At 70.4% G+C, this 21,373-nt stretch carries 17 protein-coding genes; 7 read left to right on the forward strand and 10 right to left on the reverse strand.

Annotated elements, in window-relative coordinates; genetic code table 11:
- Nucleotides 1-67 precede the first annotated feature (67 nt).
- A complete protein-coding gene (locus H4281_RS23010) occupies nt 68-3,175 on the reverse strand; it encodes a beta strand repeat-containing protein (protein WP_237597665.1) in 3,108 nt (1,035 codons plus the stop codon).
- Nucleotides 3,176-3,366: 191 nt separating this feature from the next.
- Nucleotides 3,367-4,401, reverse strand: coding sequence for a hypothetical protein (locus H4281_RS23015; protein WP_182892979.1), 1,035 nt, complete (start codon nt 4,399-4,401; stop codon nt 3,367-3,369).
- Between the two features lie 299 nt (nt 4,402-4,700).
- On the opposite strand from H4281_RS23015, the gene H4281_RS23020 reads away from it, so the two are divergent.
- The 3 genes from H4281_RS23020 to H4281_RS23030 are packed head-to-tail and all read left to right on the forward strand — an operon-like array spanning nt 4,701 to nt 7,707.
- Nucleotides 4,701-5,921, forward strand: a complete 1,221-nt coding sequence (locus H4281_RS23020; RefSeq protein ID WP_182892980.1) for an AI-2E family transporter — start codon at nt 4,701-4,703, stop codon at nt 5,919-5,921.
- Nucleotides 5,918-7,054: a MacS family sensor histidine kinase gene (gene macS / locus H4281_RS23025; RefSeq protein ID WP_182892981.1), complete on the forward strand. Its 1,137-nt coding sequence runs from the start codon at nt 5,918-5,920 to the stop codon at nt 7,052-7,054. Before H4281_RS23020 ends, macS begins: the two co-directional genes overlap by 4 nt.
- Entirely contained in the window at nt 7,051-7,707 is a 657-nt protein-coding gene (locus H4281_RS23030) for a response regulator (RefSeq protein ID WP_182892982.1), read from the forward strand. Before macS ends, H4281_RS23030 begins: the two co-directional genes overlap by 4 nt.
- Before the next feature lie 2 nt (nt 7,708-7,709).
- On the opposite strand, the gene H4281_RS23035 is transcribed toward H4281_RS23030, so the two are convergent.
- Nucleotides 7,710-8,759, reverse strand: coding sequence for a hypothetical protein (locus H4281_RS23035; protein ID WP_220507612.1), 1,050 nt, complete (start codon nt 8,757-8,759; stop codon nt 7,710-7,712).
- A gap of 72 nt (nt 8,760-8,831) precedes the next feature.
- Here H4281_RS23035 and H4281_RS23040 point away from each other — a divergent pair, with 72 nt between their 5' ends.
- Nucleotides 8,832-9,494 carry a DUF1707 SHOCT-like domain-containing protein gene (locus H4281_RS23040; RefSeq protein WP_182892983.1) on the forward strand — a complete coding sequence of 221 codons (663 nt, stop codon included), beginning with the start codon at nt 8,832-8,834 and terminating at the stop codon, nt 9,492-9,494.
- Nucleotides 9,495-9,552: 58 nt separating this feature from the next.
- Here H4281_RS23040 and ptsP read toward each other — a convergent pair whose 3' ends face one another.
- The 3 genes from ptsP to H4281_RS23055 are packed head-to-tail and all read right to left on the reverse strand — an operon-like array spanning nt 9,553 to nt 12,851.
- Nucleotides 9,553-11,226 (reverse strand): phosphoenolpyruvate--protein phosphotransferase, encoded by a 1,674-nt coding sequence (gene ptsP, locus H4281_RS23045; protein WP_182892984.1) that lies wholly within the window; start codon nt 11,224-11,226, stop codon nt 9,553-9,555.
- Nucleotides 11,219-11,950 carry a hypothetical protein gene (locus tag H4281_RS23050; protein WP_182892985.1) on the reverse strand — a complete coding sequence of 244 codons (732 nt, stop codon included), beginning with the start codon at nt 11,948-11,950 and terminating at the stop codon, nt 11,219-11,221. Before H4281_RS23050 ends, ptsP begins: the two co-directional genes overlap by 8 nt.
- A 28-nt stretch (nt 11,951-11,978) precedes the next feature.
- Nucleotides 11,979-12,851 (reverse strand): ribokinase, encoded by an 873-nt coding sequence (locus tag H4281_RS23055; protein WP_182892986.1) that lies wholly within the window; start codon nt 12,849-12,851, stop codon nt 11,979-11,981.
- Nucleotides 12,852-13,194: 343 nt separating this feature from the next.
- On the opposite strand from H4281_RS23055, the gene H4281_RS23060 reads away from it, so the two are divergent.
- Nucleotides 13,195-13,932, forward strand: coding sequence for a TetR/AcrR family transcriptional regulator (locus H4281_RS23060; RefSeq protein ID WP_182892987.1), 738 nt, complete (start codon nt 13,195-13,197; stop codon nt 13,930-13,932).
- On the opposite strand, the gene H4281_RS23065 is transcribed toward H4281_RS23060, so the two are convergent.
- Nucleotides 13,929-14,666 carry a 3-oxoacyl-ACP reductase family protein gene (locus H4281_RS23065; RefSeq protein ID WP_182892988.1) on the reverse strand — a complete coding sequence of 246 codons (738 nt, stop codon included), beginning with the start codon at nt 14,664-14,666 and terminating at the stop codon, nt 13,929-13,931. The genes H4281_RS23060 and H4281_RS23065 overlap by 4 nt on opposite strands.
- A 153-nt stretch (nt 14,667-14,819) precedes the next feature.
- Between H4281_RS23065 and H4281_RS23070 the strand changes: the two genes are divergently transcribed.
- Together H4281_RS23070 and H4281_RS23075 are read left to right on the forward strand one after the other, a co-directional pair.
- Entirely contained in the window at nt 14,820-15,695 is an 876-nt protein-coding gene (locus tag H4281_RS23070) for an ABC transporter ATP-binding protein (RefSeq protein ID WP_182892989.1), read from the forward strand.
- The gene (locus H4281_RS23075; RefSeq protein ID WP_182892990.1) at nt 15,692-16,459 is read left to right on the forward strand and encodes a hypothetical protein; all 768 of its coding nucleotides are present in this window, start codon (nt 15,692-15,694) and stop codon (nt 16,457-16,459) included. Before H4281_RS23070 ends, H4281_RS23075 begins: the two co-directional genes overlap by 4 nt.
- Nucleotides 16,460-16,466: 7 nt before the next feature.
- Here H4281_RS23075 and H4281_RS23080 read toward each other — a convergent pair whose 3' ends face one another.
- The 3 genes from H4281_RS23080 to H4281_RS23090 form a co-directional block, all read right to left on the reverse strand.
- Nucleotides 16,467-17,105 carry a hypothetical protein gene (locus H4281_RS23080; RefSeq protein ID WP_220507613.1) on the reverse strand — a complete coding sequence of 213 codons (639 nt, stop codon included), beginning with the start codon at nt 17,103-17,105 and terminating at the stop codon, nt 16,467-16,469.
- 51 nt (nt 17,106-17,156) lie between these two features.
- Nucleotides 17,157-20,045, reverse strand: coding sequence for a leucine--tRNA ligase (gene leuS, locus H4281_RS23085; protein WP_182892992.1), 2,889 nt, complete (start codon nt 20,043-20,045; stop codon nt 17,157-17,159).
- Nucleotides 20,046-20,204: 159 nt separating this feature from the next.
- Nucleotides 20,205-21,365 (reverse strand): esterase-like activity of phytase family protein, encoded by a 1,161-nt coding sequence (locus tag H4281_RS23090; RefSeq protein ID WP_182892993.1) that lies wholly within the window; start codon nt 21,363-21,365, stop codon nt 20,205-20,207.
- Nucleotides 21,366-21,373 lie beyond the last annotated feature (8 nt).

A 21,373-nucleotide genomic window follows, 5' to 3' on the forward strand; every position in this document is an offset into this window, starting at 1 on the left:
CGGGCCCGGAAGCACGTGGCTTCCGGGCCCGTCCGGGTTATCCCCGGCTCGCTTCAGGCGAAGCGGTTCACTTCTTGAAGATGCCGGTCAGCTTCGCGGCCAGCTTCTGGAACGCACCCAGCGGGGCGGTCGCGTCACCGGCCGCCGGAGTGGTCGGCAGGGTCGTCGGCGCACCCGGGACGGCGGGCAGCGCGGTGACGGCAGGCAGCTGGTTCAGCGTCGGCAGCGAGGTCTTCACCGGCAGCTGAGCGGGAACGGCCGGAACGTCAGCGCGCTCGGCACCCGCACCCGGCAGGGCCGGAACGCCCGGCAGAGCCGGAACGGCCGGGGCCGACGGCAGGTGGATGCCGTTCTGCAGCCCGGACACCGACGGCAGCACCGAAGCACCCTTCAGCTGGTTCAGCTGACCCAGCGCGGACAGGCCGCTGACCTGCGGCACGTCGGCCCGCTCGGCACCCGGCAACGCCGGGGCGGGCAGCGTGGTGGCGGTGGGCAGACCCGACAGGCCCGGCAGCGCCGGGGCCGAGGGCAGCGACGGAGCGGCCGAGGAACCGCCCGGCAGACCCGGCACGGCGGGCAGCGCGGGGAGCTCGTCGGCACCCATCTCGCCGCCGATCGGCACGTCGATGGCAGGCGGCTCTTCGACGTCGGTCGCGTTGGGGGCCTCGGCGGTGGCCACGCCGAGCACCTCCAGCGGAACGCCGAAGACCTGCACCAGCGCACCCAGCGGGTGGTAGTAGTCGAAGCCGGACAGCGCCGAGCCGGTGCCGTCGGTGTGGGTGGCGTCGTCGCCGTCGGTCACGTTGGTGACGTTGTCGCCGACCGCGTGCGCCACGCCGCCCGCGGCGACCCCGTCGCCGAAGACCTGCGCGACGGCCGGGACCGGGAGGTCGAGGATGTCGCCCGAGATCGAGCCCTCGGTGCCCGAGGTGGCGTCTTCGCCGGCGTCGGTCACGACGGTGTTGTTCATGGCGTCGCCCGAGGACACGCCCGCCGCGGAAACCGCGTCGCCGAAGACCTGCGCCACCGGTGCGGCGTCCGCGCCGACGATGTCGCCCGCGACCGCGCCGCCGTCACCGTCGGTGGTGGCGGTGCCGCCCGACGTCGAGGTGACGTCGTTGGTGGCGGTGCCGTGGCCGATCGCGCCCCCGGCGACCCCGTCGCCGAAGATCCCGCCCGCACCGGCGATCGGCGCCTTGACGATGTTGCCGGCGAGCGCGCCGTCCTTGCCGTCGGCGGTGGCGTTGCCGCCCGCCTTCGAGTCGGTCAGGTTGTCCGACATGCCGGTGCCGATGCCGGCCACCGAGCCGCCGACGCCGTGGCCCTGCACCGGCAGCGAGACCGGAGCCTCGACGAGGTTGCCCGCACCCGCGCCGCCGGCGCCGGTCGCGTGCACGTCCTGGCCCGCGGTGGAGGTGGTGTCGTTGCTGGCCTTGCCGTGGCCCTGGCCGACGAACGAGCCGCCGATGCCGAACAGCTGCACCGGGGTCGACACCGGGACGGTGCCGAGGTTCGAGCTGAGGAAGCCGTTGTCGTCAGCGGTGTTGCCGCCGCCGCCCGCCTTCACGACCTTGGTCTCGGAGCCGTCGGCCGAGCCCTGCCCGATGAACGAACCGCCCACGCCGAACACCTCGGCCGGCGCGGCAACCGGGACCTGCACGATGTTGCCCGAGCCGGACGAGTCGTTGCCCTGGGTGCCGTCGTAGTTGCCCGCGGTGACGGTCTTGGTCTCGGTCGAGGTGCCCGAGGCGTTGCCGATGTGGCTGCCGCCGATGCCGTGCACCTCGGGGGCACCCGCGACCTGGGTGTTGACGATGTTGCCGGTCAGCGTCGAGCCGTTGCCGGTGGTGTAGCTGCCGTCGCCGGAGGTGGCGGTGGTGGTGTTGTCGCAGTTGGCGACCGCGCGGCCGATGTAGGTGCCGCCCACGCCGCACGCCTCGACCGGGAGCGCCACTGCCGGGTCGACCACGTTGGCCGAACCGGCGGCGTCGTTGCCGGTGGTCTTCACGAAGCCGCCGGAGGTGGCGGTGGTCTCGTGCGTGGAGGAGGACGCCTGGCGGTCGAGCGCCTGGCCGGTGGTGGCGTTGCCGATCCACGAGCCGGCGACGGACGCGACGTTCGCGACCGGGCTGGCCTGCGCGGCGGCGGCGTTGCCGGACAGGAACGACTGGTCCCCGTCGGTCTCGATGTAGGTCGGGATGCCCTTCAGGCTGCCCGGACGGGTGTCGCCCGCCTTGGCGTCGGCCGAGGAGTTGGACGTGGAGTCCGCGTCCGAGCCCCACACGCCGCCCGCGTTGCCGTTGAACTTGACCGGCAGCGCGATCGGAGCGCCGACCACGTTGCCGCTGCCCGCGGCGCCCTTGCCGTTGGACTTCATCGAACCGCCGGAGGTGGCGGTCGTGTCGGCGTTGTACCCGCCGCTGTAGGCGTTGCCGAGGATCCAGGACGCGGCGTTGCCGGTCACCTGGACCGGGGTCGCGAACTGGCCGCCGACGACGTTGCCGGACAGGCCGGAGCCCTCGCCGGTGGTGTCGATGTTGCCGGTCTCGCTGGTGCTCTGGTGCGCCGAACCGCCGTGCACCGCACCGCTGCCGCCAGCCAGGCCGACGCCGTTGCCCGCGATCTGCACCGGGAGCGCGTAGTCGAGCGCCACGACGTTGCCCGCGATGCCGGAGTACTTGCCGTCGGTCGCGACGTCCTGGTTGTGGCTGTAGGTCTGGTCGTGGTCGCCGCCCTGCACGTGGGCGTCGCCGATGACGCCGACCGCGTTGTCCACGACCTGGATCGGGACGACGACGTCGCCGTTGACCTTGTTGCCCTTGAACGCGTCGTGGGTCGGCGTGATCTGCCGGGGCGCGTCAGCCTTCGGGAGGCTGTCGGTCAGGCTGCCCGCGGAGCCGCCGGGCGTCTTCGCCGAGGCGAGCGCTCCCTTGACGGCGGAGGTGACGGGCTTGGTGCTGATCTCGTTGTGGTGCGCCGGGAGGTCGACCTGCCCGAGCGGGGTGCCGATCGCGTTGTTGGCCTCGTCGATCGGGACGGTGACGTTGAGATCCAGCGGGGAGGCCGGGGTGTCCGGGTTGACGTTCTCGTCGGCCGAGGCGATGCCGGTGCCCAGCATCAGCAACCCACCCGTGACCAACGCGGTCTGGAGTCCGCGCTTTGCCCAGGTCTGCATGGGATTTTTCTCCTTCATATCGGGGTCCCTTGCGGGTTTGTGGCGGTGCGACCTTGTCGTCAGGAATGCACCGGGGAATGCGTGCGCGGAAATTGCGCAGCGCGCGAAAAACCCGCGGGGTATCTGTCGATGACGGCGACGGCACACGAAGGCGGCCGTGGGTACGTCAAAGACCCCGCGGGTGAAGTGGATCAGTCAGGAGTGACGCCGGGCTGCTCGCCCGGGGTGCGCGGCGTGTGCGCGAGGCCGGTGCGGGTCGAACCCGCCACGGCGTTGTCGACGGCGGCGACGACCCAGGAGGGAACGCCGAAGTTCAAGCCGTCGAGGTGTCCGCCGGGCGCGGTGCTGCCACCGGCCGGGGAGTTCGGGATGGAAAGCGGCGCGGCGGGAAGCTGCGCCGGGGAGAACGGAGCGCCGGGCAGACCGCGGTCGCCGCCGTGGTGGCGCTGCGGCAGTTCGGCTCCCTGCACCGGATCCGCGGACTGCGCGGCGTCCATCGCCGGAAAGACCGACTGCAGTGCGTCGGACGTGGTCATCGCTGCGGCACCGAGGTTTTGCTCCGCCTCGGCGGGCTGCTCCGGAACGCCGGGCGCGGGAAGCTGCTCGGAACCGGGAACCGGGGCCGAGGGCAGTTTCGGCAGGTCGACCAGGTTGGAGGGAGCGCTCGGGTCGAGCAGATCCCACAGCTTCCGGCCGAAATCCTGTGCGGCGGGCGGCGGAGTGGTCGCGTCGGCGATCACCTGGCGGGCGTCCTCCGGCTTGCGCGCGATGTGCTCGAGCGAGCCGAGCGTGCGCTCCACCGGCTTGACGACCGCGTGCTGGCCGAGGTCGCTCACCGCGTCGCTGACCTTTCCGGCGGCCTCCTGGCTGCCGGCGAGATCGTCGCGGTGCGCGCCGAACTGGTCGAGCGAGCAGGCGGGCCGCGACGTGCCTGGTTCAGACCACGTGGTGGCTCCCTGGCCGCACGACGAAAGCCCTTGCACCGCACCGGTGACGTCGCCAGCGAACCGGGCCGCGCCGTCGGTGACGTCGCCGATTCCGGCGGCCGTCGCGTCGGTGACCGGCGTGACGCTCGCGTCGACCGGGTCCGCCGAAGCGGCGGAAGAGGAGACGGTCCACGCGGCCGCGGTGGCCGCGAGCGCGCCGCCGACGACGAACAACGCACGCGACGCGAGACGGCCGAAGCGCGTCACGCCTCGCCTCTCGTGCACAGCGTCGTTCGTCACAGGTGATTTCTCCTCAAGGGTAAAAAATGATTTCGGTTTTTGGCGGGAACAGCACAGTTCCGCGGTGGTGCAAAACCGAGACAACCAAATTTGTGGGCCGCCGCGCATCCTTGACACGGCTTGATGCCACCATCGTGTGAACAACACAGAGTGTGGCCGGGTCTCACGATGGGTCATCCCCGGAGAAGACGGCCGGTTACTCCGGAGTCGGTTCGCGCGACCGCGGCGAAGCGGTGATTCGCGCCCTGCCCCGGGCGATCCGCCCGGTTTCGGTCGACGGGGCCGATACGGTTGACCCCGTGAGCCAGCCAGGGCGCGGACAACGCGAACAACCGTCCCTTTCCGAACCAGTCGTCGACGTCACCGGCTTCATCCCGCGCGGCCTGCGCGTATCCGCCGCGCTGTCGTGGCGGTTCATCGTGGTGATCGCCGCGTTGTACGCGGTGGTGTGGCTGCTGGGCTACCTCGCCTCGGTCGTGGTGCCGGTATCGATCGCGCTGCTGCTTTCGGCACTGCTGGCCCCGGCGGTGTCGCGGCTCGTGCAGATCCGTTTCCCACGCGGGCTGGCCACGGCGATCGTGCTCGTGGCCGGGCTCGCGGTGCTCGGCGGCTTGCTGACCTTCGTGATCACCCAGTTCTCCAGCGGGCTTCCGGAACTGCAGCAGCAGCTGACCACGAGCCTCAACCAGATCAAGGACTGGCTGATCAACGGTCCGCTGCACCTGCGCCAGGAGCAGATCCAGGACTTCATCAACCAGGCCATCGGCTTCCTGCAGAACAACCAGGCCTCGATCACCACCACCGCGCTGACCACCGCGGGCACCGTCGGCGAGATCCTCACCGGCTTCGTGCTGACGCTCTTCGTCACGATCTTCTTCCTCGCCGGCGGCGACGGCATCTGGTCGTTCCTGGTGCGCGGCGTGCCGAACCGGGTGCGCAAGCGCGTGGACGTGGCGGGACGGCGCGGTTTCGCGTCGCTGGTCAGCTACATCCGCGCGACCGCCGCGGTGGCCGTGGTCGACGCGGTCGGCATCGGCATCGGGCTGTGGATCGTCGGCGTGCCGCTGGTGATCCCGCTGGCGACGCTGGTGTTCCTCGGCGCGTTCATCCCGATCATCGGCGCGCTGATCACCGGCGGCGTCGCGGTGCTGATCGCGCTCGTGTCGAAGGGCGTCATCGGCGCGGTGGTCGTGCTGGCCATCGTGGTCGGCGTGATGCAGCTGGAAAGCCATGTGCTGCAGCCGCTGCTGCTCGGCCGCGCGGTGCGGCTGCACCCGCTCGCGGTGGTGCTGGCGATCGCCACCGGCCTGGTCGCCGCGGGGATCGCGGGCGCGCTGCTCGCGGTGCCGCTGCTGGCCGTGCTCAACGCCGGGGTCCGGTCGCTGCTGCACGAACACGATCCGGATCCGGCGACCGTCGACGCGCTGCACAGCCAAGCCGCCAACCCGAACAACGATCCGGCAGAGGGCGCGGACGGTGGCTCCGAAGAAGGCACAGAAAGCACAGAAGACGAGAAGTGACCGTTCAGCCCACCCGAGATCCGGCGACGCCGCTGTGGCGCGGTGTCGTGGTGCTGCGCGTCGTCACGTGGTTGTTCGCGCTGGCAGTGGCGATCGCGCACCACACGGGCTTCCAGCGGCCGTGGCTGGGCTGGCTCGTCATCGGAGTGATGGCCGTGTGGTCTGTCGTGTCGAGTTTCGCGTACATGCGCGAGAACGGACGGCACCGCTGGCTGGTGATCTTCGACCTCGTACTCACCACAGCGCTCATGCTCACGTCGCCGTGGATCCTGTCGGACGCGCAGTTCGACAACGCGACGACGCCGTTGATCACCACGGTCTGGGCGGCGGTAGCGCCGATCGCGGTGGCAACGCGCTTCGGCTCGCGCCGCGGCGTACTGGCGGGCCTAGTCGTGGCAGTAGGTACTGGTGTCGCGCGCGCGAACGTCGACATCGACGTCATCCGTGACGGGGTGCTGTTGTGCGCGAGCGGTCTCCTTGTCGGTATGGCGGCGACGCTCGCGCGTAGCTCCGCCGAAAAGCTCGCGCGCGCACTTCGCGCCGAAGCAGCGACGGCCGAACGTGAACGGCTCGCGCGCTCGATACACGACAGCGTGCTTCAGGTACTCGCGCGCGTACGACGTCGCGGTCTCGAAGTAGGCGGCGAAGCAGCGGAGCTGGCGAGGCTCGCGGGAGAGCAGGAGATCGCGTTGCGCGCGTTGGTGAGCAGCGAGCCGACGCGGTCCGGCGACACCGCGGACCTCCGTTCGGCGTTGCAACTGCTGGCGACCACGTCGGTGCAGGTCTCGACGCCGGCCGGCACAGTGGACCTGCCCGCGCACGTCACCGAGGAACTCGTCGCGGTCACCCGCGAAGCACTGGCTAACGTGGAGAAACACGCTGGCCCGGACGCGCATGCCTGGGTGCTGCTGGAAGACCTCGGCGGCGAGGTCGTGGTGAGCATCCGCGACGACGGGCCGGGGATCGAGGGCGGCAGGCTGGAACGAGCGGCCGCCGAGGGCCGTCTCGGGGTAGTGAAGTCGATTCGCGGCCGGGTGGAGGACCTCGGCGGGACCGCGGTGCTGGACAGCGCTCCCGGCAGGGGAACGGAGTGGGAAGTGCGGGTGCCAGCCACGATGAGGGACGGGCGATGACGGAACGGACGATCTCCGTGATGGTGGTCGACGACCACCCGATGTGGCGCGACGGAGTAGCCCGCGACCTCAGCGAGAACGGGTTCGAGGTGGCCGCGACCGCGCCGGACGCCCCGGCGGCGATCCGGATCGCGCGCGCGGTGCGGCCGGACGTGGTGCTGATGGACCTGAACCTCGGCGGCACGTCCGGCGTCGAGGCGACCCGCGAGATCACCACGGCGGCGCCGGACACGCGCGTGCTGGTGCTCTCGGCCAGCGGCGAGCACAGCGATGTGCTGGAAGCGGTGAAGGCGGGAGCGTCGGGCTATCTGCTGAAATCGGCGTCCGCGACGGAACTGGTGGACGCGGTTCGCCGCACGGCCGACGGCGATCCGGTGTTCACCGCCGGGCTGGCCGGCCTGGTGCTCGGCGAGTACCGGCGGATGGCCGACGTTCCGGACGGCGCGCCAGAGCCGCCGCGGCTCACCGACCGGGAGACCGACGTGCTCCGGCTGGTCGCCAAGGGGCTGACCGCACGACAGATCGCGGAGCGGCTGGTGCTGTCGCACCGGACGGTGGAAAACCACGTGCAGTCGACGTTGCGGAAGCTTCAGCTGCACAACCGGGTCGAGCTGGCGCGCTACGCGATCGAGCACGGCCTCGACGAGGACTGAGCTCAGAAGGTCGCGACCCCGGCGGCCTGCTGCGCCGCGGCGAGTTTCGCCTTCCCCAGCCGCCAGGCCGGTTCGCCCGGATGCCACGCCGCGACCGCCCCGTCGTCGATGACCAGGTCGCCCGCTTGCGTCCACTCCAGGCCGGAGCGCTTCAGGTTTTCCGTCGAATACGGCATCGACGGCGCTTGCTGCCAGGTGCCGTCGCGCAGGTTCAACAGCCACAGATCCCGGGTCTGCGTACCGGTTCCGGGGAACGACGGGGTGCCGAAATCGACCGCGGCGACGTCGCCGGCGCGGCTCGGCAGGACATACGGGTTGGGTGCGGGAACCGGTAGAGCCACTGGTTTCCGCGCTCCGCTGCGCAGGTCAAGGATCGTCAGGTCGGTCAACCCGCCGAGGACGAGCCGATCACCGGCCGCGGCGAGAATGCGCGGAGACTGCTGCACGGTGCGTCCGGTGGCCGGGTCGATCAGAACGTCAACGGTTTCGGCGGTGCCGCCGCCGACGGTGATCAACAGCCCGTGCGCCGTCTCCACCCGGACGAGCGTGCGGCACGACGCCACGGTTCCCCGGCCGAACGAAGTGCCGGTGAGCGCGACATGTTCCAACCGGCACAGGTCCGGGCCGTCCTCCCGGATCAGCCACACGCTGCTGCCGTCCTCGCCCGGAGCCGCACTTACCGCTTTGCCGAGCGACCGCGGAGCCGAAAGTCCCAGGTAGACATACACCTCCGCCGGATCGCAGACAGCCTGCGAGCAGCTCGGCGCGGTCAGCACGACCGGGGTGTGGCCGACGCGCAGCACGGACACCACCCGCTGTCCGCCGGGTACGCCGGGCAGGGTTCCGCGCACACCCGAATCGGCGTCGAACACCGTCGGCGGCGACGTGGCCAGCAGCAACTCCACGCCGATGCCGCCGGTGGCGACGAGTCCGTCGAGTCCGGTCGGCGGCGGCGTGGTCGGAGTCGGACGCGCTGAGCTCACCGGAGCGGGCGCGGGAGCCTCGCTCGTGCACGAGGTCAGCAGGCAACAGGCCGCGGCCAGGGCGACCATCGCGCGAGGTACGGGTCCGTTCAGGGTTTTTCCCCGATCTGCCAGCGGAAATCGAGTTCTACCATCGATGTCATGGCCGAGGAAGAGACGACCGCCGCGCAGCCCGCGACCGAGACCAAGCCGTTGACCGCGCGCGACATCCGGGTGTCCGACGACGAACGCGAGCACGTCGTGGGCGTGCTGCAGAAAGCCATCGGACAGGGGATGCTCACCCTCGACGAGTTCACCGAACGCACTGACCAGGCGCTCGCGGCCCGCACCAGGGGCGACCTCAACGCGGTCCTCGCCGACCTGCCCGGGCTCGTGCACCCCGGCGCGGCCCCGCAGTACACTCCGCTGCCCGAACCGCCCGGCTACGGGCCGAACTACGGACTGGGCCAGCGGCTCGAACTCAACGCCAAGTACTCGTCGCTGCAGCGCAGCGGCCCGTGGCAAGTCCCGGCCGCGATGGTGGTGCGCAACAAGTACGGCAGCACCAAACTCGACTTCACCGAGGCCCGCGTCGCCACCCCGGTGGTGCAGATCGAACTCGACTCGAAGTGGGGTTCGGTCGAGCTGATCATCCCGCAGCACGCGGCGGTGGACTACAACTCGATCACCGAGATCAAGTTCGGCTCGCTCGACGACAAGACCGGCAGCAACGGCCGCGCGGGCACCCCGCGCTACGTGCTGACCGGCCGCATCCACGGAGGCTCGCTGGTCATCCGCCACCCTCGGCGGGGCATCTTCGGCTGACCAGCGTCCGGCGCCGGATCCGGTACCCCATCTCTCACCCGGATCCGGCGTCCCCCTGCTACGAAACGGCGTCCGCGACGGCCTTGCGCGCGGCGGCCGGATCTGCGGTGGCCAGCGCCGCCGCCGCGATCTCCCGGGCTTTTTCCCGAGACACGGTCGCCAGGCTCGCGCCGACGGCGCGGATCGCCGGGGCGTTCATCGACAGACTCGTCAGACCGAGCCCGGCCAGCACCAGCGCGAGCCGCGGGTCGGCAGCCGCCTCGCCACAGACGCCCGCCGGTTTGCCGGTCGCCTCCGCCGCGTCGCCGATCAGCTTCAGCAGACGCAGCAAACCGGGCTGCCACGGGTCGTTCAGCTTCGCCACCGCGCCGAGCTGGCGGTCCGCGGCGAAGGTGTACTGGGCCAGATCGTTCGTGCCGACGGACACGAAGTCGACCACCCCGAGAATCTCCCGCGCCAAAACCGCGGCGGCGGGGATCTCGATCATCACGCCCGCCCGCGCGATCCCCGCGGCGCGCACGCGTTCGGCGAACCAGGCGGCTTCCTCGACGGTGCCGACCATGGGGGCCATCACCGAAACCTCCGCGCCGGAATCCTCCGCCGCGCCCGCGATGGCTTCGAGCTGCCGGTCGAGCACCTCGGGCCGGTCGAACGCGATCCGCACGCCACGCACGCCGAGCGCCGGGTTGGGTTCGTCGTCCGGGGACAGGAAGGCGAGCGGCTTGTCCGCGCCCGCGTCGAGCGTGCGCACGATGACCGGCTTGCCGCGGAACGGCGAAAGCACTGCGGCATAAGCTTTTCGCTGCTCTTCGACGGACGGCTCGGCCGGTGCGTCGAGATAGCAGAACTCCGTGCGGAACAGCCCGACGCCCTCGGCGCCCGCGTCCGCGGCGGCCTGCGCGTCGGCCGGGGAACCGACGTTGCCGTACACCTTCACCCGGTGCCCGTCGGACAGTTCGCCGACGCCGTTCCATTCGGCCGGCCCGGAAGCGGCGGCGGTGACGATCGGCGCGGACGGGTCGACCGCCTCGATCACACCGGTGTCGCCGTCGACCGACAGCGCCTTGGCGTCGGAGGCCAGCAGCCCGCGCACCGCGACGACCGCCGGAATCCCCAGCGCCCGCGCGAGAATCGCGGTGTGGCTCGTGGGGCCGCCCTCCTCGGTGACCAGCGCGAGCACCTTCGCCGGGTCGAGCCCCGCGGTGTCGGCCGGGGCGAGGTCGCGGGCGACGAGAACGCTCGGCGAGGTCAGCTCGGGCACTCCGGGCGGGGCGACGCCGAGCAGTTCGGCGACGAGCCGGTCGCGCACGTCCCGGACGTCGCGGACCCGCTCGGCCATGTACCCGCCGGCGGCCGCCAAGGCGTCGGCGAACCCTTCGGCGGCCTGGTAGACGGCGCGGGCCGCGGGTAGGTTCCGCGCCGTCACCAGCTGTTGAGCCTGAGCGGCGAGCGCCGGGTCGGCGGCCATCGCGGCGGTCGTGACGAGGATCGTCGCGGCTTCGCCGGTCGCGGCCTCGGCCTGCGCTTCCAGCCGCGCGGCGACCGCCTGCGCGGCGGGTTCGATCCTCGCCGCCTCCGCCGCCGGATCGTCCGGCGCGGGCGTGCTGGCGGGTTCCCCGAGCGGCTCGGCGACCCGTACGACGGGTCCGCTCGCGCGTCCGGGGCTCACCGCGACCCCGGTCAGCGAGGAACCGGCAGCGGACTCGGCCGGAGCGGCAGCACTCTCAGACATGGTCTAGACCATAGCTCACGTAGACGGCGATCTCCCGGGGCGCCGCACCCGTTTCCCGATTTCGCACCCGTTCGACCACCGGACGAACCTCCTCGTGCCACCACGCGCGGGCCAGTTCCGCGCGGTCGCGCAGCACCCGGCCCCGCAAAGTCTGCCGGAAACCCCATGCCTCCGCCGAGTCCGCGAGCCGGAACCAGTCCGCCGGGTCGTCCAGCCACAGGTCGGTCCGGTCGGTGTCGGCGAGCGGAATCCGCTCCAGGAACATCCGCTCGGCCCGCTTCGACGGCAGGTCCGCCAGCGTCAGGCAGCGCATCGCGAACGCGACCGTGCAGACGGACCGCACCTCGGCGAGGACCCGCTCGGCCCCGCGCGCCCTGGCCAGCGCGATGCGGTGGTGCCCGTCCTCCACGAAGTACATGTCGCCCAACCGCACGAGCCGCACCGGCGGAAGCTCCCCGACGGCGTCGGCGATCGCCCGCCAGCGCTCGCGCAGCGCGCGGTTGCGGGGCCGGAACAACCGGTCGAAATCCTCGGCACGCGCGAGGGAGCCCACTACGCCGTCGACCGGGACCTGGCGGAGCCCCTCGTACGTTTCCGCGGTGCGCCCCAGCGCGGCCAACGTCTCGTCGAGCGGCATCAACGCCAGCGGATCACGCGTCCGCGCGATCCTCCGCAACCGGGTCGCGTACCCCTGCCACCACGCCGAACCGAACGAATCGCCCACGTGACCTGCAACACGGCCTGGACGTGTCTCATTCCAGCTCGGCGGCGGTCGGATACGACGGCTGAGCACCGCGGCGAGTCACGGTCACCGCAGCGACTTTCACCGCCCGCCCGGCGGCTTCGACCAGGTCAGCGCCGTCGGCGAGAGCTGCCGCCAGCGCACCGGCGAACGCGTCGCCCGCGCCCGTGGTGTCGACCGCTTCCACCTTGGGCGACTCGACGGTGGTCGACTTGGCGCCCTCGAGCACCGCCGCACCCTTGGCCCCGAGTGTGACGACGGCCGCGCGCGGACCGAGTTCGAGCAGCTTGCGCGGGTCAGCGTCCGCCGAACCGAGCAGGTAGGCGGCCTCGTGCTCGTTGACCAGCAGAACGTCCAGCGCGGCCAGCGTTTCCGGCGACACCTCGGCCGCTGGGGAGAGGTTCAGCAGCACCCGCACGCCGTTTTCCCGTGCCCGCACCACCGCGCGTTCGACCGTGGGCAGCGGCACTTCCAGCGAGGCGACGAGCACGCGTACGCCGTCCAGCGCCTCATCGGTGATGTCGCCGGGTTCCAGCGCGGAGTTCGCGCCAGGGGAGACGAGGATTGAGTTTTCCCCGTCCGGAGTCACGGTGATGTAGGCGATTCCGGTAGGCCGATCAACAGTGCGAACGAATTGCGTATCGACACCCGCATTCGACAACGAATCCCGCAGCAACTGACCATAGGGATCATCGCCGACCGCACCGAGCAACGCGACGTCCGCACCGAGCTTTCCCGCCGCGACCGCGGTATTCGCACCCTTGCCGCCGGGGGACAACGCGGTGTCGCCGCCCAGTACGGTTTCGCCGCCGCCGGGACGACGGTCGACCGGCACCACCAAATCGGCATTCGCGGACCCGACCACCAGCACCGCAGCACTCATGGCCGCCACTCTGCCATGACCCGTCCTTTCCGCCATCTGTGCCCGAAAGTGAAAGCGTTTGTAACTTTCTTGGCGCTCAGTGCGACAATCAGGCGGAACAGCGGCTGTCCGTCACTCGATCGGGGGATCCGTATCCCCCAGGCGTCACTTCTGCGGCGGGCTTCGCTCTTCTTCGAGCGTCACCGGACTTGAGCCGATGACGTTGCCCCGACCGGAAGCGCACCGGAGAGGGCATCGGGTCGCCGGCGCCGATCACGTAGCCCCCCGAGTGATCGGCGTCGGCGGCGCCCCGGTTCTCGCGCCAAGTGCCGAAAAAGGTGTCCAGACCACCTAGACTGCCCGGATGAGCAGCCCCACACGCAGGGGTCGCGCGCGAGCGGCTACCGAATCCGACATCCGCCGGACCGCGCGGAACCTGCTGGTAGGCCAGGGCCCGGAAGCCGTCACGCTGCGGGCCATCGCCCGGGAGCTGGGGATTACCGCACCGGCTCTGTACCGCTACTACGAATCCCGCGACGACCTGCTGGAAAGCCTCCGCCTCGACGTCTGCACCGACCTCGCCGCCGAAATCGCCGAGGACATCGCGGAGCTGAAGGACGAGGGCCTGCTGCAGCTGTTCCAGATCTGCAAAGGATTCCGCCGCTGGGCACTGACCCACACCAAGGAATTCACGCTGGTGTTCGCGTCGCCGACCGGGGCCACCGGCACCGCGACCGGCAGCGCGCTGCGCAGGCTCGACGAACCGTTCGGCCGGATCTTCCTCGCCGCGGCGGGCCACGTGCTCGCCCAGCACGACCTGGTGATGCCGCCGAACGACGTGGTCCCGCCCGAACTCCGCGACGACCTCACCGCGTTCCAGCAGGATCTGCTGACGGTGCTCAAGGAGTCCGGGCGGGAGATCCCGCCGGAGAAGCTGGACCTCGGGCTCACCTACCTGATGATCACCTTCTGGGCGCGGCTCTACGGCCACGTCACCCTCGAGGTGTTCGGCAACTACCCGATCCCGGTGTCCAAACCGGACGTGCTGTTCGAGGCCATGCTCACCGACCTCGCCCGCGACGTCGGCCTGTACAGCGATTAGGCCGCGTGGCCGCCGTCGACCGAGATGGTCGAGCCGGTCACGTACGCGCTGGCCGGCGAGGCGAGGAACGCCACCGTGTCAGCCACTTCCGAGGGCTTGCCGTACCGGCCCGCCGCGGTCATCGATGCCTGGTCCGCGGCGTACGGCCCGTCGGCCGGGTTCATCTCGGTGTCGGTCGGTCCCGGGTGCACCAGGTTCACCGTCACGCCGTTCGCCGCCAGTTCACGGGCCAGCGCCTTGGTCAGCCCCACCATCGCGGACTTGCTGACCGCGTACAGCACCATCCCCGGCCCCGGCACGCGATCGGTCACGCAGCTGCCGATGGTGATCACGCGGCCGCCTTCGCCGAGGTGCTTGGCCGCTGCCTTGGTCGCGGCCAGCACGCCGCGCACGTTCACCGCGAGCACGCGGTCGACGTCGTCCATCCCGGTCTGCTCCAGCGGGCCGACGAAACCGACGCCCGCGTTGTTGACCAGCACGTCCAGCCGCCCGAACTCGGCGACCGCCGCCTCCACCGCGGCCTCGACCGCCGCCGAATCCGCGTTGTCCGCACCGACCGCGAGCGCCCGCCGCCCGAGCGCCTTGATCCGGTCGACCACGTCCGCGGCCTGCTCGGCGTTCACCGCGTAGGTGAGCACCACGTCCGCCCCAGCCTCGGCGAGCCGCAGTGCCGTCGCCGCACCGATTCCGCGGCTCCCGCCAGTCACCAGCGCCACTTTGCCGTCGAGGTTCATGTCCGTCCTTTCCGTTTGTTTCGCTTTCAACCATCGAAGCGCCGAACAGCGGGCGAGGCTGGCGTCTTTCGGTCGTGGCGGTTCGATTCCGCACCCGGGCGGCCACAGCGTGTGACAGACTCCGGCCAGCGGGAAAACGGGGAGGGGGACGGGTTGCTGCACGTCCAAGAGCTGGTGAAGGTCTACAGCCAGCGCCGCGTGGTCGACACCGTGTCGTTCAGCCTGCGACCGGGCACGGTGACCGCGTTCCTCGGACCGAACGGCGCCGGGAAATCGACCACGCTGCGGATGATCTGCGGCCTGACCACGCCGACGTCCGGCACCGCGACCATCGCCGGCCGCCGTTTCGGCGAGTGGCCCAATCCGGCACACGTCGCGGGGGTGCTGCTCGACGCGTCCGCCGTGCACCCGGGCCGCACCGGGAGACATCATCTGCTCAACGCCGCGAAACTCATGCGGCTGCCCGCCGCCAGGGTGGACCAGGTGCTCGGACAGGTCGGCCTCTCCGACGCGGCGAACCGGCGGATCGGCAAGTACAGCCTCGGCATGCGGCAGCGGCTCGGCATCGCGCAGGCGCTGCTGTGCGATCCGCCGGTGCTGATCCTCGACGAACCGATCAACGGCCTCGACCCGGACGGCATCCGCTCCACCAGGCAGTTGCTGCGCGGGTACGCCCAGCGCGGCGGCACCGTGCTGCTGTCCAGCCACGTGCTGTCCGAAGTGGACCAGACCGCGGACCGCGTGGTGATGATCGGCCAGGGCCGCGTCGTCGCCGACGGTCCGCTGGAGAGCTTCGCCGGACCGGCCCGCACGCTTATCCGCACCGCCGACCTTCCCCGGCTGACCTCGGCGCTGCACAACGCCAGGCTCGAACTGCGCCAAACCAGCGCGGACGGGGTGTCCGTCGCCGCCCCGATGAAACAGGTGTCCGACCTCGCGTTCGCCGCCCGCGTGCAGGTGCTGGAGCTGCGCGAGGAACAGCAGAACCTGGAAGAGCTTTTCTTCCGGCTCACCGGAGGAGCCCGATGATCCCGGCACAGGCGCCCGCCTGGCAGGCCCCGGCGCAGCGGCGCGCGTCGTTCGGCACCGTGGTTGGCGTCGAACTGCGGAAGATGACCGCGACGGTGGCGGACAAGATCCTGGTGCTCTCCGCGCCGATCCTGCTGGTGACGCTGTCGCTGCTGTTCTTGCAGGGCGGACTGCGCGACTACACGCTCGACAAGCAACTGCTGCCGGTGTTCCTCACGATCCGGCTCGGCGCGGTGCTGATGAACGTCGTGCTCGTGAAGCTGATCGCCGCCGAATGGCATTACCGCAGCTCGCAGCCGACCCTGCTCGCCCAGCCGTCGCGGCTGCGCTACGTGCTCGCGCAGGCCACCATCGCGGTCGGGGTCTGGCTGATCACTTCCGGGCTGAACCTGCTGATGACCTTCACCTACTACCGAAGCCAGCTCGAGGGATACGACACGCAGTTCCTGCTCGACGCCCGGCCGGGCGCGATGGTCACGACGATCCTGCTCGGCGGGTTCTGCATGACCCTGCTCGCGGTCACCATCGGCTGGCTGATCCCCAACACCGCCGGATCGATCACCGCCTACGTCCTGCTGTCGCTGCTGTTCGTGTTCCTGCAGAGCGGCATCGACTACGCGGGATGGGTCGATCCGGCCGAACCCGCGCGGCAGCTCGCGGGAATCGCCAAGCACGGACCGGTCGCGCTGGCCACGTCGCTGGTGGTGTGGATCGGCCTCGCCGGGGTCGCGATCTGGCGGGCGGGCACGCGCGAAGCGGCGTGACCGCGGGTCAGCCTGCCAGCGAGCCGCCACCGGGGTCGACCGCGTTCAGGTAGGCCTCGGCGGCCTTCTGCGCGTCCGGACAGAACTGCTGAGCGGTCTGGCGGTCGACGTCGACACTGTCGCCGGGGACCGGACCCTTGCCCGCCTCGGTGCCGACCCGGACCGTGACGACCTGCAGCGAGCCGGTGTTCACCGCGACCACGCAGCCGTATCCCTGGAGCTGGGAAACCGCGTAGTAGCGGTCCAGCACCAGCATCCGGCGGAAGTGGTGGACGCTGTAGTCGTAGACCTTCCACCAGCCGGGCCACGGCTCCGGAATGCGCTGGTCCGGGTCCATCGAGCCGACCTCGACCTGCGTGCCCGCCGACCGCTGCATGACGCAGGCCTTGGCATACGGGTTGAACATCGGCGAACTGCCGCCGAGGGCGCCCAGCAACTGCGGGTTCTTCTCGAACTGCGAACAGTCGCCGGGAAACAGCTTCGGCCTGCTCGTGATGACCGGCAGCGTGTCGTAAGCGATCGAATCCGCCGGCAGCCGCGGCGCGGGTTTCCCCGGCGGCGGAGCGGGCGCGACGGCGCACCCGGGCAGCAAAGCCGCCGCTGCGACAGCGCTCGCGATGATCGCGGTGATCGCTCGGTTACGCACGGAAAGCACAGTACCGGCCCGGGATCGGCTCCCGGGCCGGAACGAGCTTTTTCAGAGCACGATGTTGACCAGACGGCCCGGCACCACGATCACCTTGCGCGGCGTCTTGTCGCCGACCAGCGCGGCGATCTTCTCGTCCGCCAGTGCTGCTGCCTGCACCGCGTCGTTCTTCGCGTCCGCGGCCACGGTGATCCGCGAGCGGACCTTGCCGTTGACCTGGATCGGGTACTCGACCGAGTCCTCGACCAGGTACTTCTCGTCCACGACCGGGAACGGCCCGTGCACCAGCGAATCGGCGTGGCCCATCCGGTGCCACAGCTCCTCGGCCACGTGCGGAGCCAGCGGGGCCAGCAGCAACACCAGCGGTTCGGCCAGTTCGCGCGGGGTCGCCGCGGCCGAGCCGTACGCCTTGGTCAGGTGGTTGTTCAGCTCGATCAGCTTCGCGCCCGCGGTGTTGAACCGCATCTCCGCATAGTCCTCGCGGACCCCGGCGATGGTGCGGTGCAACAGCTTCCGGTCCGCCTCGGTCGCCTCGTCCGCCGAAACCCGCAGTTCGCCGGTCTGCTCGTCGATCAGCAGCCGCCACAGCCGCTGCAGGAACCGGTGCGCGCCGACGACGTCCTTGGTCGCCCACGGACGCGACATGTCCAGCGGACCCATCGACATCTCGTACAGCCGGAAGGTGTCCGCGCCGTAGGTGTCCGACATTTCGTCCGGCGTCACGGCGTTCTTCAGGCTCTTGCCCATCTTGCCGTATTCCTGCTTGACCTCTTCGTCGCCGAAGAAGAACTTGCCGTCGCGCTCGACGACCTCCTCAGCAGGCACATACACGCCGCGCTTGTCGGTGTAAGCGAACGCCTCGATGTAGCCCTGGTTGAACAGGCGGCGGTACGGCTCCTTCGAGGACACGTGGCCCAGGTCGTACAGCACCTTGTGCCAGAACCGCGAGTACAGCAGGTGCAGCACCGCGTGCTCGACGCCGCCGACGTACAGGTCGACGCCGCCCGGGTCGTCCACGCCGTGCTCGGCCGGGCGCGGGCCCAGCCAGTACGCCTCGTTCTCCGGCGCGCAGAACACGTCCTCGCTCGTCGGGTCGACATAGCGCAGCTGGTACCAGCAGGAACCGGCCCACTGCGGCATGACGTTGGTGTCGCGGCGGTACTTCTTCGGCCCGTCGCCCAGGTCCAGGGTGACCTCGACCCAGTCCTTCGCGCGCGACAGCGGCGGCGACGGCTCGGAGTCGGCGTCGTCCGGGTCGAAGGTCTTCGGCGAGTAGTCGTCGACCTCCGGCAGCACGACCGGCAACTGGTCCTCGGGCAGCGCGATCGGCAGGTTGTTCTCGTCGTAGACGATCGGGAACGGCTCGCCCCAGTAGCGCTGGCGGGCGAACAGCCAGTCGCGCAGCTTGTACTGCACCGTGCCCTCGCCCGCGCCGCGGTCCTCCAGCCAGGCGATGATCGTCTTCTTGGCGTCCGCGACGCCCATGCCGTTCAGGTCGACGGTGTCGTTGGCCGAGTTGATCGCCGGGCCGTCGCCGGTGAACGCCTCGCCCTCGAAGCCCTCGCCCGGATCGACCGTGCGGACGATCTCCAGCTCGAACTTCTTCGCGAAGTCGTAGTCGCGCTGGTCCTGCGCGGGCACCGCCATGATCGCGCCGGTGCCGTAACCCATCAGCACGTAGTCGCCGACGAAGACCGGGATTTCCTTGCCGTTGACCGGGTTCACCGCGTAGCTGCCGGTGAAGACGCCGGTCTTCTCCTTGTTCTCCTGCCGGTCCAGATCGGACTTGCGGGAGGCGGCGGCCCGGTAGGCGGCGACGGCCTCGGCCGGCGTCTTCGCGCCGCCGGTCCAGCTTTCCGGGTGCTCGCCCGGCCACTGCGCCGCGGTCAGCTTCTCGACCAGCGGGTGCTCCGGCGCGATCACCATGTAGGTGGCGCCGAACAGCGTGTCCGGACGGGTGGTGAAGACCTCGATCTTCTCGTCTCCCGCGGCGAACGAGACGCGCGCGCCCTGCGAGCGGCCGACCCAGTTGCGCTGCATGGACTTGACCTTCTCCGGCCAGTCCAGCAGGTCCAGGTCGTCGACCAGGCGGTCGGCGTACGCGGTGATCCGCATCATCCACTGGCGCAGGCTCTTGCGGAACACCGGGAAGTTGCCGCGGTCGCTGCGGCCGTCCGCGGTCACCTCCTCGTTCGCGACGACGGTGCCCAGGCCGGGAGCCCAGTTCACCGGAGCCTCGGAGATGTAGACCAGCCGGTGGTCGTCGATGATCTTGCGCTGCTCGACGGAGCTCAGCTCGACCCACGGACGACCGTCCGGCGTCGCGCGCTCACCCGCGGCGTACGCCTTCTCCAACTCCTCGATCGGCCGCGCCTTGCGGGCGTCCTCGTCGTAGTAGGAGTTGAAGATCTGCAGGAAGATCCACTGGGTCCACTTGTAGTAGTCCGGGTCGATCGTCTCGATCGACCGGCGCTCGTCGTGGCCCAGGCCCAGCCGCTTCAGCTGGCGGCGCATGGTGGCGATGTTCTGCTCGGTCGTGGTGCGCGGGTGCGTGCCGGTCTGCACCGCGTACTGCTCGGCGGGCAGGCCGAACGCGTCGTAGCCCAGCGTGTGCAGCACGTTCCGGCCGATCATCCGGTGGTAGCGCGCGTAGACGTCGGTGCCGATGTAGCCCAGCGGGTGCCCGACGTGCAGGCCGGAGCCGGACGGGTACGGGAACATGTCCTGCACGAACAGCTTGTCCGAGGGCACCGGCTCGCCCGCTTCCGCGAGCGGACCGACCGGGTTCGGCGCGTGGTAGGTGCCGTGGTCGGACCAGTGGTCCTGCCAGCGCTGCTCGATCTGCCCGGCCAGCTCCGCGGTGTAGCGGAACGGCGGGGCGTGCTCAGCGTCCGCGGCACTCTTCGCCGCGGCCCCGGTGGCCTCGTCAGACCCTGTCATCGCCGTCTTCCTCCGTGTCGAGCCACTCCCAGAAACAACTCGACCCCCCAAGCCAGAAGGCATGAGGGGTCGCCGCGCCGAGCCGGTCATCGGACCAGGTCAGCGCGGCAGGCCAAGGAGCAGCCGAGCCGTGTTCATGCACTCATCGTAACGCGCTGGTCAAAGCCGTTCCGACGGGACCGCCAAAGCGACGACCTGGGTGACTTGCGACGCGGAGAAGTTGTTGTCGCTCACGAGCACGAGACTGCGCTCCCCGGACGGCAGCGCCGGGCCCCAGGTCATCCCCTCGATGTTGTCCACAGTGGACAGCGGAAGAGCGGAAAGGTCGGCGAGCAGCCGCTTCTTCACCGGCTTGACGTGCTTGGCGGCGGTCAGCGACGGCGTGTTCAGGACGTTCGTCGCGCCCGTAGTGTCGATTTCGAAGATGCGCACCTTGTTGCCGACGCCGGTGACGAAGGACCGCTCCATCATCAGGAATTTCGTCGGATCGGCCTGGTTCACCGCGAGCATCGAGGAGACTCCGGTGTCGGCGAATCCCGTGGCGGGCTTCGGCTCGGCGAAAAGTTTCTCCTGCGGGTACGCGTACTGCGCGAGCACGTGCCCAAACCGGCTCTGCAGGGTGATCCGCGACAACGCACCCGACACCGGCGTCGGCGGCGGCCCGTCCTGCAGCAGCGGGGCCTCGACCTCGCTGGCCAGCAGCGTGCCGAACCCGGTGTAGGCGAGGCCTTCGAGGACGTAATTGCGGCGCGGACCGGCGTCCGGCGTCATCCGCTCGTTGGCGGGCAGCGGCAGGTCGCGGACATAGTGCCCGTCGCGGGTCGCCTCGCGGATCGACGGCTGGATCAGGTGCTGGTCGGCGAGCCGATCGCCTTCCTGCGACCAGGTGTAGTGCCCGGTCCACGGGTCGACGCGCAGTTCCTCGGGGTCGATCGTCTGCTCGTTCTGCGGAGCGGCCGGGTCGTTCTTCGCGAGCGGTGGGTAAGGCGTGCCGCTCGGGCGCAGCAGCGGATGCGTGCCGGTGAAGGTGACCGGACCCACACCGTTCGCGCCGACGTCGAACTTCGCGGTGTAGAAGCGGGCCGGGTTGATCGCGGACCGGTCGTCGCTGATGAAGACATAGCCGCCGGTGCGCGGATCGAAGTCGACCGACGACAACCCGCCGACTGTGGTGCCCTGGAACTGCAAGTTGTGCGGTACGAGCTGCTCACCGAGCAGCCGAACCGGCCGCGGCGCGGCATCGGCGGTTCCTGGGATGAGCAAGGACAGCGTGACGATCCCGGCGGCGGCGAGCAGCCGGTGTCGCGTGGACGAAGACATGGCCCGTA

Source organism: Amycolatopsis dendrobii (assembly GCF_014145675.1).
Lineage (GTDB): Bacteria > Actinomycetota > Actinomycetes > Mycobacteriales > Pseudonocardiaceae > Amycolatopsis > Amycolatopsis dendrobii.

Bases quoted from the DNA above. Each gene is read 5' to 3' on its own strand.
- H4281_RS23010 (WP_237597665.1), bottom strand. From the start codon at position 3,175: ATGCAGACCTGGGCAAAGCGCGGACTCCAGACCGCGTTGGTCACGGGT.
- H4281_RS23030 (WP_182892982.1), top strand. From the start codon at position 7,051: ATGACGGAACGGACGATCTCCGTGATGGTGGTCGACGACCACCCGATG.
- H4281_RS23035 (WP_220507612.1), bottom strand. From the start codon at position 8,759: ATGGTCGCCCTGGCCGCGGCCTGTTGCCTGCTGACCTCGTGCACGAGC.
- H4281_RS23040 (WP_182892983.1), top strand. From the start codon at position 8,832: ATGGCCGAGGAAGAGACGACCGCCGCGCAGCCCGCGACCGAGACCAAG.
- ptsP (WP_182892984.1), bottom strand. From the start codon at position 11,226: ATGTCTGAGAGTGCTGCCGCTCCGGCCGAGTCCGCTGCCGGTTCCTCG.
- H4281_RS23055 (WP_182892986.1), bottom strand. From the start codon at position 12,851: ATGAGTGCTGCGGTGCTGGTGGTCGGGTCCGCGAATGCCGATTTGGTG.
- H4281_RS23060 (WP_182892987.1), top strand. From the start codon at position 13,195: ATGAGCAGCCCCACACGCAGGGGTCGCGCGCGAGCGGCTACCGAATCC.
- H4281_RS23065 (WP_182892988.1), bottom strand. From the start codon at position 14,666: ATGAACCTCGACGGCAAAGTGGCGCTGGTGACTGGCGGGAGCCGCGGA.
- H4281_RS23075 (WP_182892990.1), top strand. From the start codon at position 15,692: ATGATCCCGGCACAGGCGCCCGCCTGGCAGGCCCCGGCGCAGCGGCGC.
- leuS (WP_182892992.1), bottom strand. From the start codon at position 20,045: ATGACAGGGTCTGACGAGGCCACCGGGGCCGCGGCGAAGAGTGCCGCG.
- H4281_RS23090 (WP_182892993.1), bottom strand. From the start codon at position 21,365: ATGTCTTCGTCCACGCGACACCGGCTGCTCGCCGCCGCCGGGATCGTC.